The following is a 16,284-nucleotide window of genomic DNA, read 5'->3' as shown; positions in this document are numbered from 1 at the left end:
TTTTTGTTGTTGTTTTGTTTTTTTAATTAAGTTAAAGTAACTTTTAACTTTTCACCTGAATTTTAATCATTTAACCACAAAAAAATGCATAGATCTTTTACATCCATGCATCATTGATTAATTTTAAAAATCGGGATATTTTGTTTTGGTTTTCTTGGTTGATCACTGTTTAAATTTCTCTGTTGCTGTTCATTGGCTTCCTGAACTTGTGCAGCGGTTTTAATGTTGCGATGCTGCCAATTCAAAAGAATTCGATCCATATACTTCAAACTATAAACCTGACTTAGCACCGCCTCTTTGAGGGCTAATTCAATAATCTTTGGTGAGTAATGATCTTGTTCAAGCCATTGATTGATTGTTTCCAACTCGATTGAAGATAATGGCCGACCAAATTCCTCTTGAATTTTTTTAAATAATCCTTTTCGTTCCTTAATATCATTACTTTGTTTGTTACGCTCTTTTTGAGCATGATTATTAGTGTTTACTAACGATGTAGAATCAAGCAACTTGTCCATTTTATGATTTAAAAGATCAAACTTATATTCGTCCTTCCCAGACTTCGTACTAGAAATGTTGATAATCTTTTTAGTAACTAATTGATGTAATAAATTATAAATATCGTCTTCTTTTAAACCAGTCGCTTTCGACAACTCAGTAGCACTTGGAAACAAATCCCCTTTAGAACGAGCTAGTACTAACTCCAAGAAGACCACTAATTCAGTTGGGTTCATCCCCAACTCAGAGAAATGCTGCAATAAAAAACCAGAAACGCTAATTGAACCACTTTCTAAATAACGCTCTAAATTTTCACTCATTTTATTCCTCCTTCAATAATTCATCATTACAAATTCTTAATGGTTTGCACAATCTTGCCCGTCTTATAATTTACCGTGACGTAGTTCATTCGATTGTTCTGATTTAAATAGGAAACCACCCAGGCTGGCTGATCTTGATAAATCCCAAGCCCGGTGTTAATAATCTTAGAGGCTTTCCCAATTTTTTGAGCCGTCTTTTCTGCTTCCTGTTGTGTAATCCCACTCTTTTGGGTAACTACCTGCATACTCTTCCCGTTCTTAGGTAAGATGGCATACGCATACTGATTTTGTTTATTATAACCACCAACTGAATAGTATGTCTTATTTAAATTAGACGAATAGAAATGATTAATATTATGAAATCCAGCACTATTTTCTGCTACCGTAGTGACATGAGAACGAGCGCGTAATTGGGGTGCTTTAGCAACATGAAAGAAAATAATAACACCCAGAATGATTAGAACGATCACCGCAACAGTTATCCATCGAATCCGATGAGTCCTTTTTCGTTTTAATTGTTCTCTGTACATGAAAATTCCTCTTTTATTTAACTTTTACATGCATCATTATAGCAAACTTTCCTTGTTTAATAATTAATTAATCCCTCTTATTAAAGAAATCTTGACCATCTTTAACAATCTTAGCGATCGACCCCGTTTTAATTGGTAAATCAGAGGGAAGCGCATCGATGATTTTCTTACCATACCGTTTGTCAATCAAACGACTGTCCAAAAAGTTAATGATACCATAATCAGTTGAGCTTCTAATCAATCTTCCCACACCTTGTTTAGTTTTGATAATAGCTTCTGGTAAGTCAAAATTATAAAATGGATTCTTGTTTTGTTCCTTTAAAAACTTAGCCCGACTTGAAACAACCGGATTATTGGGAGATTCAAACGGTATCCGGGTAATAATGAGTTGCTTGAGTAAATTATCCGAAAAATCAACACCCTCAAAATAACCATTAGCTCCAAGTATTACCGGAACTGCATTCTTGGTTGACTCAAACCTTTTGATCATTTTTTCTTGACTCCCAGAAACACCGGCGGCTTGAATCATAAAATTATCGTTATTGTTCTGATCTAATTTTTCGTACACTTTTTTCAAAATATCCAATGAGTTAAACAGTACTAGTGTTGGTACTGCATTAGCGTTGATAAGCTTCCAAATTGAGTTAGCCAGATAAGAGATATATTCATCATTATCTACACTAGGTGGCATCGGTGTCGTTTCAGAAATCATCATTTCAGCTTGCTTGGAATAATCAAAAGAAGATTTTAGCCGTTTCATTCTCGTATCACTCCGACTTAAATCAAGCTGATCAAAAATATACTGTGACTTTTTTGATGTAAACAACGTCGAACCGGTAAAAATTGCTGGCTTAAAATAGTGATAGATATTTTCCTTTAACTTATTTTTGGAAGCAAAATCGCCAGTCATGAGGATGACATGATTAGGATCTAGATCCTCTGTATAATAGATCCAGTAAAAAGAGGCTCGCTCACTAACCCTTTGCTTAACTTGGCCCACGTTAACACTATCAATGTAATCAGTAATTGTAAGTAAATGACGTTCAAACTTTTCAATCAAAGCTTCATCAGAAATCGTCCAACGATTCTTTTCCTTCTTAACTAACTTTTTGAAAGTATTTATAAATTCTTCTAATTTTACGTTAATATGGGTCAAATGGTTTATTTGACCCTGATGGTCTTTCACAAATTGAAGTAGTTCTTTTGCACTAATCGAAGACTCAGAACGCCTAGTAGTAACGGGTTTCATGAATTTTACCCTAAAATCCTGTAAAATCAACTGATTTGTATCAAAAATAGCATCTAGCTGGGAATCTAACCCATTAAGTCGATTTAACTCATCAATATCGTCAGAAAAGATTTCATTTAAATTTAATCCGTGGGTTTGAAATAAATCATTCTTAACCCTTCCAATATTTTTCTTTAAAGTATTGAATTTAATGACTTTTTCTTGCGATGAAAACGCAACGTCAGCAAGCTTATGAGCTTCGTCAACCACTAAGTATGGCTTTGAAGTCATGTAATTACTTAATTGACGACTATTCTCAAAAAGATAATTATGGTTAACGATAACAATATCAGCACGTTCCACCCGCTTCAATTGAGCGAGTAAGAAGTCAACATCCCGAAAAGAGTTCTTCTTATCCGTCTCCACATGAGAATTTTGATAATTAATTTGATCAATAAACGGAACTTCATTGGGAAGATTTAATTCGTCAAGATCACCCGTGCTTGTCTCAGTGAGCCAGACCAAGATTCGTGCTTTCATGAATTGTGACTGTTTAGATTTATCGTGAAATTGAAGTGTTTTGCTAAACCGTTCTAGATTAATATAATGATTGACACCCTTTAACATGGCAACATCAAAACTAGTATTAAGTAACGGTTCTAGTTGACTCTTAATTGTAGAATACAACTGTTCCTGAAGTCCATTGGTAGAAGTACTGACCACTAGCTGTTCACCTTCATTAACCAAATAAGCCATTGGAACCATGTATCCCAGGGTTTTCCCACTCCCGGTTGGTGCTTCAATTAATAAATTATAGGTGGGTTTTTCTTTATCATGATAATTATTATAAATTAAGTTCATCATTTTACTTTGTGAACTTCGCCAATTTAACTTACCCATAAATTGGCGTTTTTTCTGCTTCTTAGTCCTAGGATACTTTATCAAATTGTGCTCTGAGATTGAATAGGATGGTACTTGGTTTTTTAGCGCAACCCCATTTACAACCACATATTGCGAATTCAAATTCTTTAAATGTTCCCGCTTAATCTCTTCGCGATCTTCAATAAATTGAACCGTATCTCTAGGGAGATCAGGATGAACCTTAAGAATAGACTGAATTGTCACTAAGGGTAATTTTTCAATTTTCTTCATGATTGTTAACAGTAAATGAGCAGTTGCGTCAGCATCACTTTTAGAGGAATGCGGATGGGTGTGTGAAATCCCAAAATGATGACTTAAGTCCTTTAATCGATATCCCGTTAATTCCGGAAAAAAGATTTGACTCAACGTGACCGTATCAATGGCTTTAATATCTAACTCAGGATAACCCACTCTTTCTAATTCCGCATTTAAAAACGGAAAGTCAAAATTAACGTTATGGGCAACGAAGACAGTACCACTCAGTATCTTATAAATATGGGGAGCAACCTGATCAAACGTTGGTGCTCCTTTAATTGTCTGGGCGTTAATGCCAGTTAAGTGGGTGATATCTTTAGGAATCGCTTCACCATTATTAACATATGTTGAGTAGGAATCGACCACTTGACCACCCTGAACAAAAGTACAACTAAATTGAATAATTTGGTCACCATTAGAGACATCCGTTCCAGTTGTCTCCATGTCAACGACTGCATATTTTGTATTCTTGGGCACCTGTCTCACCTACCTTTAAAACTAACTCCACTATAATATTACTACATTTATCTTAATATTTATATAAACCAACATTTAATCATTAGTAAAGTATTCTAAAATATATTGGTCATGTTCTAAATTATGATAAAATAGGTATGTTTGGAAAGTGAGCGATTGAAATATGAACACGACTGCAACCGGGTTGAGTCATGCAAAAATAATTTTTTTAGGTGAGCACAGTGCCGTCTACCAAAAGCCTGCGATTGTTTTTCCTGTGCCACAAATTAAAGTGAAAACCACCATTACTTCTGATGGTAACAATCAACTATTCAGTAAATACTACCATGGTCCAATTAGTGCTCTTCCTTCTTCAATGAATGGATTACAGACACTTATTAATCGTCTTAACCAATCATTAAATCCTAATAGCATCCCAATTAATATCAAAATTGATAGTGCAATTCCGTTGGGGAGAGGGATGGGTTCATCCGCTGCAACCGCTAGTGCAGTTACCAGAGCCTTTTTTCATTTCTTTAATCATCAACTAAACGCTAACCAGCTTAAGAAATTTACCGATGTAGAGGAAAAGATAACTCATGGTAATCCAAGTGGAATTGACGCTAAAACCGTCAGCGCACTTAATCCCATCTTATTTGAAAAGGGTCAGTTTTATGATTTCCCCGTTTCAAGCACAGGAACTCTCATCATTGCTGATACCGGCATTTCAAGTAATACTTCCACGGCGGTTTCAATGGTAAGAGATGAAATGGACCATAACTTTCAAAATACGAATGATTTAATTAACGACCTCGGGGATTTAGCTGAAGCAGCTAAACATTCTCTGACATACAATAAACTCAAACAAACCGGCAAATTAATGAATCTGGCCCAAAATGATCTTTCAAAATTGGGAGTTAGTTCAACAGAAATTAATACCCTGGTAAATGCTGCTAATCAGGCGGGTGCCCTCGGTGCTAAACTAACGGGAAGCGGACTCGGTGGATGCATTATTGCTCTGTCAGATTCTAAAACCACCACGCAAAAAATCAAGACAACCCTTAAACAAAGTGGAGCACAAGGAGTTTGGGTCCAATCATTAAATGAAATGAAGTAAGGAGATTTATTATGTCCGACAATACTAATATCTATAGAACCCAGAAGGCTCGTGCTCATACTAATATTGCACTAATAAAATATTGGGGGAAGGCCAATAGTCAACTCATTATTCCAGAAGACAGTAGCCTGTCTTTAACTTTAAATGACTTCTATACCGATACTGAAGTTCGCTTTGACCCATCTCTAAGTTCTGATCAAATCACTTTTAACAATCATCTAATTAATGATTCGGAAGGAAAAAAGATTGTCAGTTTTCTTGACATCGTTCGAAAAAAAGCCAATGTTGATATTCACGCCCACGTTAAGACAAATAACAATATTCCTACTGCTGCTGGGCTTGCTTCATCTGCTTCAGGTTTTGCTGCTCTCGCTGCCGCTTCTAGTAAAGCCATTGGAATGAATCTTTCTAAAAAAGATCTTTCTAGGCTCGCTAGACGAGGATCAGGTTCAGCAACGCGCTCTATTTTTGGCGGTTTCGTCAAATGGGAAAAGGGTCATAGTGACGAAACTTCCTTTGCCATTCCAATTGAAGAAGACATTGATTGGGACATTAACCTAGTAGCTGTTATTATTAATCGAAACGAAAAAAAGATTTCTAGTAGAGAGGGTATGAAAATTTCTAAGTCCACCTCCCCTTACTATCAAGCATGGAAAAAAGTTACTAGTCATGACATGACCACGATGAGAAAAGCAATTCGTACTCATAACTTCGACTTAATGGGCCACACTGCTGAGGAAAATGCCATGAAAATGCACGCCCTCACGTTCAGTTCCGATCCAGCTTTTACATATTTTAATGGAGATACACTTAAAGCAATTCAAATTGTTCACGAATTAAGAGACAATGGCATCAGTTGCTATTTTACAATTGACGCTGGTCCAAATGTAAAAGTGTTAGTCCAACATGATAATTTAAACCAAGTTGTAAATCGATTTAAAAGCACTTTTGGATCATCAAACGTGGTTGCTACCACTCCAGGTCCTGGAATCGAATATTTAAATTAAGGGAGTAATTAATTACATGATTTCCGCAAAAGCACCGGGCAAATTGTACGTAGCTGGTGAATATGCAGTAGTTGAGACCGGCTACCCTGCTATCATCGCTGCATGTGATCGCTTTGTTAGGGTTGGCATTAAAGCAAGTTCAGATTTTGGAAGCATCTATTCAAAACAGTACGATGAAAATATGCTCCATTGGAAGAGATTAGGCCATCGCATGGTCTTCGATAATCGTGATAATCCTTTTCAGTACATCATTTCAGCGATTAAAGTAACTGAAGAATACGTTGAAACTCTCAATAAAAGTTTAAAAACATACGATATCATCGTAAATAGTGAACTCGATAGTGCCGACGGACGTAAGTACGGATTAGGTTCTTCAGCTGCCGTCACGGTTGCAACCGTTAAAGCCTTATGCGAATTCTACGACATTAACCTTTCAACGATGCAGCTCTTCAAGCTAGCCGCAATTGCTCATTTTGAAGTTCAAGGAAATGGTTCATTAGGCGATGTAGCTGCTAGTGTATTCGGCGGTTGGATTGCTTACCATTCATTTGACCGACAGTGGTTAGCCAATGCCCGTAAAGATGTTGATTTAGTGGAACTGTTAGATTTAAAATGGCCTAGTTTAAAAATTATGCCACTAACAGCACCAAAGAATTTACAATTATTAATTGGATGGTCAGGTTCACCCGCTTCAACTTCAAATCTAGTTGATCGAGTGGAGCTAAAAAAAGCCAGAAATTCTGAACTTTATCAAGACTTTCTTCACTTCAGTCAGGAGTGTGTCTTAAATATTGTTAATGGCTTTAAAAGTTCTAATCTAGAAATGATCCAAAAGAACATTGAAAACAACCGCAAGCTCCTTTTAAAACTCGGTGAATTTGCCAACGTTGAAATTGAAACCCCCAAGCTAAAAGAATTAATTGACATTGCCGATCATTTTGGTGGTGCAGCCAAAACTTCTGGAGCTGGTGGCGGTGATTGTGGGATCGTCATTATTAATAAGGATGATAATATCGATGATCTTGTTAGCGATTGGAACCGCCATGGAATTAAGCTACTAGACCTTAAGATTCATAATAATTAGGAGAAACAAATGACTAACCAACAGTCACATCGAAAAGATGAACACGTCTCGCTTGCTAAAAAATTTCACCATACGGAATCTGAAGCTGGATTCGATCAGGTTCATTTTATGCCAGTAACATTCCCTGAAATGACATATCAGGATGTAGATATCTCGACTCAATTAGGCTCGCTGCCTTTAAGGGTCCCCTTTTACATTGAAGCGATGACTGGTGGCAGTGAGTATACCAAAAAATTAAATTTTCACCTAGCCGCTATCTCCAAAAGATGCGGAATCGCAATGGCTTCGGGATCAGAGAGTGTAGCAATCAAACATCCGGAACTAATCGATACCTTTTCGATCATTAGAAAGCAAAACCCAGATGGACTGATCTTTGCTAACATTGGTGCTGGGACAACCCCAAAAGCGGCTGAGCAAGCAATTGATATTCTTCAAGCTAATGCATTAGAGATCCACGTTAATTCAGTTCAAGAACTCATCATGCCCGAGGGATCAAATTCATTTAACTGGCTATCCAATATTTCAAACATTGTCCAAAATATTAAAGTACCAGTAATCGTCAAGGAAGTTGGATTCGGGATGAGTTCTAAATCAATTCAAACCCTTTTGGACCTTGGAGTTGAATATGTAAACATTGGTGGTCGTGGCGGAACTAACTTTGCTCAAATTGAGAACTTCCGTCGTCATCAAAAAGAAATGGACTATTTTAAAGACTGGGGAATTACCACGGTGGAATCTCTCTTTGAATCCCAAAAAGTTCCTAGCATGAACATCGTAGCAACTGGTGGCATCACTAATCCCATGGAAATCGTCAAATCCTTGTATTTGGGTGCCGATGCCGTTGGCATTGCGAGTCAGATTTTGGTGAAACTAATTGATAACGGTGAAGACGAGACCGTGAAAATGATTAACGATTGGATTATTGGCATTAAATCCATTTTCACCGCACTAGGCGCACACAACATTAATGAACTGCGTCAATGTGAATCAGTAACCAGTCCAGAATTACAAAATTACTTAAATCAACGCAAATAAAAAGACCTTCGTTTAAAAAACGAAGGTCTTTTTATTTTCTCATGCTTTAAACCTTAATCCCTTAGGGAAAAAGTTTTTTAACGTCCCATTCACAACTTTACCAAATCCAACACTCATTCCGCGACATTGAATTAAGTACCACCCCTTCTTTAAGTTGGGATCCACGGCAACGGTGTCACCATGGACATAACTCTGCCACTGATGATCAGTAATTTTAACGATGTTTTTTACGTCATTAGGATTAATTGCCAATGCCAATGCATACGAAGGCTCAATCCGATTCTTTTTAATCGTTCCAAGTGGCGTTCCGGGTCGCATTACTTTTAAACCATCTAAATCGGGGATTGCCGGATTAAATGAATACAGGGTACTCCCAAATTCTAGAAAATCTTTTGTCAAAAAATCGCGCTTAAAGTTAACGTTACAGAACTCTTTCCACTCTTTTTTTATACTACTTGAGACGTTACTTCTTTGATGCTTAATCTTTTTGGATTTTCCAACATCTGTACTCTGCAACTTGGCAATAAAATGCCCATCACCCTTAAATAAGTTAGGAAACAGACGAGCCGTTTTAGTTAACTCTTCGCTTCCATCCGCCCATTCCGGTTTTCCGTCGATCATCCCATCATACTTCTTAATCGGGAGAGCCTTAAAATCATAATTAGCTAAGATCCAAGCAATTATCTGTTCGTCTTCTTCTGGTGAAAAAGTACAAGTTGAATAAATCAATTGTCCACCTGGTTTTAACATCTTAACGGCTTCTCTTACAATGTCTTTTTGCCGCACAGCACACTCTTTCGGATAATCAATTGACCAGTATTTTGTTGCGTCATGATTTTTTCTAAACATTCCCTCACCCGAACATGGTGCGTCAATCAAGATCTTATCAAAATACCTTGGAAAATGCTTTGACAGGTTATGTGGATCTTCATTCAAGATTAAAGGATCCCACACCCCAAACCGTTCCAGATTTTCAACTAGAACCTTAGCTCGGCTCCGGTCAATTTCATTTGACACAAGCAAGCCTTTGTTTTTCATCATGCCAGCCAAATGGGTCGACTTTCCTCCTGGGGCAGCACACAAATCTAATACCTGGTCTCCCACACTAGGATCAACCACCTCTGCTACGTACATGGCAGATGGTTCCTGACTGTAAACGTAACCACTCTGATGCTCGACGGTTTTCCCGCTCACTTTCCCATAATAACCATTTTGGGTATAGGAAATCGGGCTTGTCATATCCAAACGAACATCAGCTTTAGTTTTGAGCGGATTAGTTCGAAAGGCATTGTAAGAATCTTCATCAAAAGAATCAATAAAACTTTGATAATCATCTTTTAACAGATTATGATATTTACTTTTAAAATCTTCAGGTAATTTCATACTGATAAGTCCTTATTATTCAAATTGCTTGGCAACTCTCACGGCCATCTTCCATCCCTTGTATAGTTTTTTTCTTTTATCGCCACTCATATGTGATTCAAAAAAAGTACCAACACGCTTACTTCTTTTAATTTCATCAATATCCTTCCAAAATCCAACAGCCAAACCAGCCAGATAAGCTGCTCCCTGTGCCGTAGTCTCTGAAATTAATGACCGTTCAATTTGATCATTTAAAATATCGGCTTGAAACTGCATTAAGTAATCATTTTTAGCAGCTCCACCATCTACTACTAGTGATTTAACCGGAATCTTAGTCTCTTCTACCATCGTATCAAGAACATCCTTGGTTTGAAATCCTAACGATTCAATGGTCGCACGAACTAATTGATTACGCGTCGTTGATGATGTCAAGCCAAAAATCGATCCACGAATTTCCTGATCCCAATATGGTGCCCCTAGTCCAGTAAACGCTGGCACTACGTAAACTCCGTCACTCGTTTTGGCATCATAAGCCATTTGCTCAGAGGCCTTAGCCGATGAAATTAAACCCATCTCATCCTTTAACCATTGAATTGCCGATCCAGCCACAAAAATGCTACCTTCTAAAGCATATTTAACTTCTCCATTCAATCCGTAGGCAATTGTGGTTAACAATCCATTACTAGAAAACCTTGGCGTTTTTCCTGTATTCATCATAATAAAGGCACCCGTTCCATAAGTATTCTTCGTCATTCCGGGTTGTAATGCTAATTGTCCAAATAATGATGCTTGTTGGTCACCAGCAATTCCGGCAATTGGAATCTGTACCCCTAAAAATGAGTATCCCTTCGTATATCCAAAGAAGTGTGACGATGGTTTCACTTTAGGTAACATTTTCTTAGGAATATCGAAGAGCTCTAACAGATCATCATCCCATTTTAAATCGTTGATGTTATATAACATTGTCCTACTAGCATTAGTATAATCAGTGGCATGAACGGTTCCGCCGGTCAGATTCCATAGCAACCATGAATCAATGGTTCCAAATAATAAATCTCCATTCTCCGCCCGTCTCTGGGATCCCTTTACATGATCTAAAATCCATCTAATTTTCGTACCAGCAAAATAAGAATCAACAATCAGTCCCGTCTTTTGGTGAATTAAATCAGCGTAACCATCAGTTATTAACCGATCAGCAATTTCACTGGTCTGTTTTGATTGCCACACCACAGCATTATAGATGGGCTTTCCACTTCGTCTATCCCAAATTACAGTCGTTTCACGTTGATTAGTAATGCCGATACTTCGCACTTTATAGGGAGGAACTTCAGAGTTAATCAATACCTCAGAAATCACAGATTCAACGGCATTCCAAATTTCAATTGGATCTTGTTCCACCCACCCTGGATGAGGAAAAGATTGTTTAAACTCACGTTGTACTTTTCCCACAATCTGGCCATCATGATCAAATAACATTGCTCGAGCAGAGGTCGTTCCTTCATCAATTGCCATTATGTATTGCTTGCTACTCATATTTTCCCTCGTTTTTTCAAATAAATGTTGTATGTTAATTATACCCTAAGTAATTTAGCATACCAAACGTGAAGTTATACCATAACAAAGGCAATATGGTAGAATACTTACATGTGATTTAATAGGAGGCAATCTAAATGACAAGTTTTAATGAATATTCCGCATGTACTAGCATTTTAGTTGGAAAAGATGCCACGGTTGATGGCAGCACTTTAATTGGTCGCAATGAAGATGCTAAAGCATCATGGCCAAAACGATTTGTTGTCCATGAACATAAGGAGCATCAGGATGATCAAGAATTCAAATCAACTGATAACGGCTTCAAAATGCCGCTACCAAAAACACGGGGAAAATACACTGCTACTCCCGAATGGACCGACCAAGACGGTTTATTCGAAGAGGATGGTATTAACGAATATGGGGTTGCTATGAGTGCAACTGAAAGTACGTACGCTAACGCACGTGTCCTAGGTTATGATCCCCTTGTAAAAGATGGAATTGGCGAAGAAGCCATGATAACCGTAGTCTTGCCTTATGTCCATTCCGCAAAGGAAGCCGTCAAACGTCTTGGTAACATTGTTGAAAAATATGGGGCCAGTGAAAACAACGGAGTCCTTATGTCCGATAAAGAAGAAGTTTGGTACTTAGAGATCGGTTCCGGACACCAATGGATCGCTGAAAGAATTCCTGACGATGAATACGCCATCGTTGCTAATCAAATGGCCATTGAAGAAGTTAACTTTAAAGATAATGATCACTTCATGTGGTCACCAGGGATTAGGGACTTTGTATCAAAAAACAATTTAAATCCGGATCGTTCTGGTTTTAACTTTAGACACATTTTTGGAACCCATGACTTATCAGACACCTACTACAACACCCCTCGAGTTTGGTACGGACAAAAAATGTTTAACCCAGAAATCAAGCAGGATCCTACTTCCCAAAACATCCCCTTTACAAGGAAAAGTGAAGAATTAATATCGGCGCTCGATGCCCAAAAGTTGCTCAGTTCACACTATCAGGGAACTCAGTTCGATCCAATTGGTGCAGGCGAAGAAGCTGATCGAACTCGATTTCGTCCCGTGAGTTTAGCCAAAACCCAAGAATCACACGTGCTCCAAATCAAACCTAATCTACCAATTGAAATTGGTGGAATTCACTGGCTTGCTATGGGTGTAGCGGCTCAGAGTACTTACGTCCCATTTCTTGAGGGAATTTCTGATACTCCCAAAGCATATAAGTACCACGTCAAGATGGATTTTGATCCTAAATCGGCTTACTGGATCTTCAAGCTAGTTGGAATCTTAGTTGACCCCCACTACCTTGAATTTGGTGACAAACTTAAAAACGTGCAACAAAATTTAATCGAACAATACGAACAAATATTACAGCAGGTAGAACAAGAGTCCGACGGCTTGGATTCAACGGAACTAACTCAGCTTGCTAATGAGGCCAGTTCTAAGGCAAGTAAACTCGCTTTGCGTAGCTTTAAGAACCTTGGTCAATACTTGATTACAAACTCAACGGACTTCTCTCCTCTCAACTATCACCAAGATTTAAATCTATAAAAAAAGAGAGTATACTTTATTAGTATTTCCATTAAATTTAATCAAGGAGAGTGACTTTATGTCTAAAGGGAAAAAGCAAAGTAAATTAGGCTTAATGTCTTTAGTTTTAATGATACTCACTGCGATATTTGGCTTTGGTAATACGACCGTCGCCTATGATCAAATGGGCTACGCCAGTATTATCTGGTACATATTTGGAGCACTAGTATTTTTCTTACCGGTTTCATTAATGTTTGCCGAATATGGTTCCACTTTCAGTAGTGCTAAAGGTGGAATTTATTCCTGGCTTAAAGAGTCAATTGGTGAACGCTTAGCCTTCATCGGAACCTTTATCTGGCTATCATCATGGATCATTTGGATGATCTCGACTTCTTCTAAGGTTTGGATTCCATTTTCTAACATTATTTTTGGAACGGATAAAACCCAAACATGGCATTTGTTCGGAATTTTTACCCCAATGCAAACAATTGGAATCCTCGGGATTGCCTGGATTTTAATTATTACTTTGTGTGCGAGTCATGGTTTTGATTCAATTGCTAAGATTGCAAACATCGGGGGAGTATTATCAATTGCTTTGCCACTGATCTTTGCTATCTTATCAGTAATTGTTTGGGTCTTAAATAAGGGCCAACTTGCTGAGCCAGTCAATGGCGCTAAAAGTTTCATTCAATCCCCTAATCCATTATTCGTAACCCCAATCGCCATCATGTCATTTGTTGTTTATGCGATTTTTGCGTATGGAGGAATGGAATCAATTGGTGGAGTCGTTGATAAGGTCAAAAATCCTACGAAGACTTTTCCCCGTGGGGTCATCATTGCCGCAATCATCATGGCAGTCATCTATTCTGGATCCATTTTTTTGGTTGGTATTACAGCTAACTGGCATGAAGTTGTCGGAAAGGGTTCGGTCAACTTGGGTAACATCACTTACGTTTTAATGAATAACCTTGGTTATGTTTTCGCTAAAACCCTTGGCTTTTCAGCTGGATCAGCAATGGAATTTGGTCGCTTCATGGCCCGAGTAGCCGGTTTAGGGATGTTTATTCCATACTTAGGTTCTTTCTTTGTTCTGATATATTCCCCAATCAAATCATTTATTGAGGGATCTAATCCAGATTTATGGCCTAAAAAAGTGGTTAAATTAAACAAACATGGCATGCCAGGGTTTGCAATGTGGATTCAAGCATTCGTCGTTGTTGCCGTTATCTTTGTCATTTCTTTCAGTGGCAATAATGCTCAACAATTTTACTTAATTTTAACTGATATGGCTAATATTTCGACAACTTTCCCCTACTTATTCTTAGTTGGAGCTTTTCCATTCTTCAAGAAACTAAAAAATGTTCCTCGTCCCTTTGTCTTTTACAAGAACCGAATTGTCACTAACATCATGGTAACCATTATCTTGGTTGTACTAGTGTTAGGAATTGGTTTTACTGCTATTCAACCAATCTTGACTCATGATTACACCACCGCCTTCTGGACCATTGTGGGACCACTAGCTTTTGCATTGGTTGGTTGGTTAATGTATGAATACAACAGTCGAAGAGGTACTAAAACTGCTAAAGAAGTTGATGACCAATAAAAAAAAGAGTTCGCAATGCGAACTCTTTTTTTTACATAAAATTAATGCTTACGACTTGCTTCTTTAATACGAGCAGCCTTACCAGAACGATCACGTAAGTAATACAACTTAGCACGACGAACTGAACCACGTCTAACAACATCAATCTTAGCAATTCGTGGTGAATGTAATGGGAAGATTCTTTCAACCCCAACTCCACTGGCAATTCTTCTTACTGTGTAAGTAGCTTGAATGCCTGAACCATGACGTTTAATTACAACACCAGTAAACTTCTGGATACGTTCGTTACTACCTTCAACAACCTTTACGGAAACTGTAACGGTATCACCAACACGAAATTCAGGAATATCTGAACGAAGTTGATCACTATTGATCTTATCAATCAATTTATTTTGACGCATAATCATTTCTCCTAACTAGCATTCTTATCTTCTCGACAGCGGAATACCGTTTTATTTAGCCATAAAAGACCACTTAAAATTATAACATACAAACCAAAAAACTCAATACTTACCGATCTTCTTCTTCAATTTTAACGTCCGCCAATAATTCCTTTTGCCTTTTTGACAGTTTATTGTAATTAATCAGATCTGGTCGTCTTAAATATGTCTTTCTTAAAGATTCCTTCTGTCGCCAATCATCAATTTTTTGATGATTACCACTAGTTAAAATCGGTGGAACTTTTAACCCCCTAAAGTCTGCTGGTCGCGTGTATTGAGGATATTCAAGCAATCCACTTGAAAAAGAATCTCCTGGGGCTGACTCTTGATTACCAAGGACACCCTTAATGAGTCGAACGGTCGCATCAATCATTACTAGCGCAGGCAATTCACCACCCGTCAGGACAAAATCACCAATTGAGTACTCGTCAGTTACTACAGATTTAATTCGTTCGTCAAACCCCTCATAGTGACCACATAAAAAGGTCAAATGGTCCTCCCCGGAGAGTTTTGCAGCATCGTTTTCATCAAATCTTTTCCCTGCCGGATCAGTTAAAATGACTCTACCAGATGAATAACCCTGTTTTTCTGAAACTTCTTGAGAATGCGTAAAAGCATCAAGCATTGGTTGAGGCTTAAGTAACATTCCAGCTCCCCCACCAAAGGGGGTATCATCCACGTTATGATGTTTATTAGTCGAAAAATCACGAAAATTAGTAATATCAATATTTATGATTTCTTTTTCAATGGCCTTACCGATAATGGATTCACTCAAAGGGCCCTTTAAAATATTAGGGAAAAGGCTCAATATATCGATCTTCATCGTTACTGCATTCCCTCCATTAACTCAACGACTACTTTATGATTAGGAATATCAACTTTTTTTACGACCGAATCAATCTTTGGAAGTAACAAATCCTCTTTATTTTTACGCTCCACTACCCAGACATCATTGGCAGGCATATCCATAATATCTTTTATTACACCAATTTTATTATCATCTTTATCGATAACATCCATGCCGATAATTTGTTGATAGAAATATTCGCCTGGTTGTAAGTCAGTATTTTTTCTTTGCTCCGACGTAATTTTTAGGATAGCGGGTTTAAGGTATTCAACATCATTTATGGAATTGCGACCAGAAAAATGCAACAGAATAAATCCCTTATGGCTTCTAACCCCGTCAATCTTCAATTCTTCCATTTTTCCGTCTTTGGGGAATACATAAACAAGATTACCAACTTTAAAGCGTTGATCAATAAAATCAGTAGTAGGTTTTATTCGTACTTCACCTTTAATTCCCTGAGTATTTACTAATTTCCCAATTTCTAAGTAATCCATAGTTCACCTA

General features: G+C 37.7%; 14 protein-coding genes. 6 read left to right on the top strand and 8 right to left on the bottom strand.

Features of this window, described 5'->3' with window-relative positions:
• Positions 1 to 110: 110 nt before the first annotated feature.
• The 3 genes from AC6UC9_RS02725 to AC6UC9_RS02715 all read right to left on the bottom strand — a co-directional run bounded on the left by AC6UC9_RS02725 (position 111) and on the right by AC6UC9_RS02715 (position 4,226).
• Complete coding sequence (locus AC6UC9_RS02725) at positions 111 to 815, bottom strand: DnaD domain-containing protein (protein ID WP_500701069.1); 705 nt, start codon at positions 813 to 815, stop codon at positions 111 to 113.
• 26 nt (positions 816 to 841) lie between these two features.
• Complete coding sequence (locus tag AC6UC9_RS02720; RefSeq protein WP_500701068.1) at positions 842 to 1,345, bottom strand: cell wall elongation regulator TseB-like domain-containing protein; 504 nt, start codon at positions 1,343 to 1,345, stop codon at positions 842 to 844.
• 67 nt (positions 1,346 to 1,412) lie between these two features.
• Positions 1,413 to 4,226 carry a helicase C-terminal domain-containing protein gene (locus AC6UC9_RS02715; RefSeq protein WP_500701067.1) on the bottom strand — a complete coding sequence of 938 codons (2,814 nt, stop codon included), beginning with the start codon at positions 4,224 to 4,226 and terminating at the stop codon, positions 1,413 to 1,415.
• A 163-nt stretch (positions 4,227 to 4,389) separates the two neighbouring features.
• On the opposite strand from AC6UC9_RS02715, the gene mvk reads away from it, so the two are divergent.
• The 4 genes from mvk to fni are packed head-to-tail and all read left to right on the top strand — an operon-like array spanning position 4,390 to position 8,448.
• Positions 4,390 to 5,322, top strand: coding sequence for a mevalonate kinase (gene mvk / locus AC6UC9_RS02710; RefSeq protein WP_500701066.1), 933 nt, complete (start codon positions 4,390 to 4,392; stop codon positions 5,320 to 5,322).
• A gap of 11 nt (positions 5,323 to 5,333) precedes the next feature.
• A complete protein-coding gene (mvaD, locus tag AC6UC9_RS02705) occupies positions 5,334 to 6,329 on the top strand; it encodes a diphosphomevalonate decarboxylase (RefSeq protein ID WP_500699487.1) in 996 nt (331 codons plus the stop codon).
• A gap of 16 nt (positions 6,330 to 6,345) precedes the next feature.
• Positions 6,346 to 7,413, top strand: a complete 1,068-nt coding sequence (locus tag AC6UC9_RS02700) for a phosphomevalonate kinase (RefSeq protein ID WP_500701065.1) — start codon at positions 6,346 to 6,348, stop codon at positions 7,411 to 7,413.
• A gap of 9 nt (positions 7,414 to 7,422) precedes the next feature.
• Positions 7,423 to 8,448, top strand: coding sequence for a type 2 isopentenyl-diphosphate Delta-isomerase (gene fni / locus AC6UC9_RS02695; RefSeq protein WP_500701064.1), 1,026 nt, complete (start codon positions 7,423 to 7,425; stop codon positions 8,446 to 8,448).
• A gap of 39 nt (positions 8,449 to 8,487) precedes the next feature.
• Here the strand turns inward: fni and AC6UC9_RS02690 are convergent, their stop codons facing one another.
• Positions 8,488 to 9,831 carry an RsmF rRNA methyltransferase first C-terminal domain-containing protein gene (locus AC6UC9_RS02690; RefSeq protein ID WP_500701063.1) on the bottom strand — a complete coding sequence of 448 codons (1,344 nt, stop codon included), beginning with the start codon at positions 9,829 to 9,831 and terminating at the stop codon, positions 8,488 to 8,490.
• 15 nt (positions 9,832 to 9,846) lie between these two features.
• On the bottom strand, positions 9,847 to 11,343 hold the full coding sequence (glpK, locus tag AC6UC9_RS02685) for a glycerol kinase GlpK (RefSeq protein WP_500701062.1): 1,497 nt from the start codon (positions 11,341 to 11,343) through the stop codon (positions 9,847 to 9,849).
• Positions 11,344 to 11,480: 137 nt separating this feature from the next.
• Here glpK and AC6UC9_RS02680 point away from each other — a divergent pair, with 137 nt between their 5' ends.
• Positions 11,481 to 12,911: a C69 family dipeptidase gene (locus AC6UC9_RS02680; protein WP_500701061.1), complete on the top strand. Its 1,431-nt coding sequence runs from the start codon at positions 11,481 to 11,483 to the stop codon at positions 12,909 to 12,911.
• A gap of 58 nt (positions 12,912 to 12,969) precedes the next feature.
• A complete protein-coding gene (gene yjeM / locus AC6UC9_RS02675; RefSeq protein WP_500693726.1) occupies positions 12,970 to 14,493 on the top strand; it encodes a glutamate/gamma-aminobutyrate family transporter YjeM in 1,524 nt (507 codons plus the stop codon).
• 41 nt (positions 14,494 to 14,534) lie between these two features.
• Here yjeM and rplS read toward each other — a convergent pair whose 3' ends face one another.
• From rplS to rimM, 3 genes are all read right to left on the bottom strand, one after another.
• Positions 14,535 to 14,894 (bottom strand): 50S ribosomal protein L19, encoded by a 360-nt coding sequence (gene rplS / locus AC6UC9_RS02670; RefSeq protein ID WP_500695672.1) that lies wholly within the window; start codon positions 14,892 to 14,894, stop codon positions 14,535 to 14,537.
• A 109-nt stretch (positions 14,895 to 15,003) separates the two neighbouring features.
• Positions 15,004 to 15,756 carry a tRNA (guanosine(37)-N1)-methyltransferase TrmD gene (trmD, locus tag AC6UC9_RS02665; protein WP_500701060.1) on the bottom strand — a complete coding sequence of 251 codons (753 nt, stop codon included), beginning with the start codon at positions 15,754 to 15,756 and terminating at the stop codon, positions 15,004 to 15,006.
• A 2-nt stretch (positions 15,757 to 15,758) separates the two neighbouring features.
• Positions 15,759 to 16,274, bottom strand: coding sequence for a ribosome maturation factor RimM (gene rimM / locus AC6UC9_RS02660; protein WP_500701059.1), 516 nt, complete (start codon positions 16,272 to 16,274; stop codon positions 15,759 to 15,761).
• Positions 16,275 to 16,284 lie beyond the last annotated feature (10 nt).

It is taken from the genome of Fructilactobacillus sp. X7R4C1 (assembly GCF_059901115.1).
Note: the sequence above shows the minus strand (reverse complement) of the source record. Positions and strands in the feature narration are given on the sequence as shown.